The sequence below is a fragment of the Facivitalis istanbulensis genome (genome assembly GCF_040560405.1).
Lineage (GTDB): Bacteria > Pseudomonadota > Alphaproteobacteria > Sphingomonadales > Sphingomonadaceae > Sphingomonas > Sphingomonas istanbulensis.
Genome location: NZ_JAVSCQ010000079.1, coordinates 1 through 811, shown reverse-complemented (window position 1 = coordinate 811; position 811 = coordinate 1). Strand labels below are relative to the sequence as shown.

Genomic DNA, 811 nt, shown 5'->3' with positions numbered 1-811 from the left:
CATGAGGCGAGAGTTCTGATTCAAGGTTGGTGAAGGAGCCAGGCCTTGAGCAGACGGACGCTGACGGACGAGCAATGGGAGCGGATCGCGGGTTATCTCCCAGGCCGGGAGGGGACACGAGGGCGCAGCGGCGTGGACAACCGATTGTTCGTGGATGCGATCCTCTGGATGGCAGGCAATGCGGCGCGCTGGCGTGACCTGCCGGAGGTGTTCGGGAAGTGGACTGGGGTTCATGCCCGGTTCCGGCGGTGGTCGCATGCGGGTGTTTGGGAACGGCTTTTCCATAGCCTGGCCGACACGCCGGACTTCGAATACGTCCTGATCGACAGCACGATCTCAAAGGCCCACGCCGATGCGAGCGGCGCAAAAGGGGGGCTGAAGCTGCCGCAATTGGCCGGTCCCGCGGTGGCCTGACAACCAAGCTGCATGCGGCGGTCGATGCGATCGGCCTGCCGATCCGCATTCATCCGACACCCGGGCAGTGGGGCGACCGCCCCCAGGCCGAGGCGTTGCTGGCAGGCTTGAAGGGTGTCGGCCACGTCATCGCCGATGCCGCCTACGACGCCGATCCGTTACGCGCCTTCATCGCCGATGAACTCGGTGCGACCGCCCAAATCAAGGCCAATCCCAGCCGAACCGCCAAGCCGCCCATCGACTGGCGCCTCTACAAGGAGCGCCATCAGGTCGAGTGCTTCTTCAACAAGCTCAAGCGCTTCCGCCGTATCGCCCTGCGCTGCGAGAAAACCATCGCCGCCTTCATGGGCTTCGTTCACCTCGCATGCGCCATGATCTGGCTACGATAAATGCAGAC

At 64.0% G+C, this 811-nt stretch carries 1 protein-coding gene; it reads left to right on the top strand.

The window, feature by feature from the left end; all coding sequences use genetic code 11:
- Positions 1-45 precede the first annotated feature (45 nt).
- Positions 46-803, top strand: a protein-coding gene (locus tag RN629_RS18235) for an IS5 family transposase (RefSeq protein WP_407036493.1) whose coding sequence is annotated in 2 segments (ribosomal slippage) — positions 46-364 and positions 364-803 — 759 coding nt in all. Because the reading frame shifts where the segments join, the coding sequence is not laid out codon by codon here.
- The last annotated feature ends 8 nt before the right edge of the window (positions 804-811 follow it).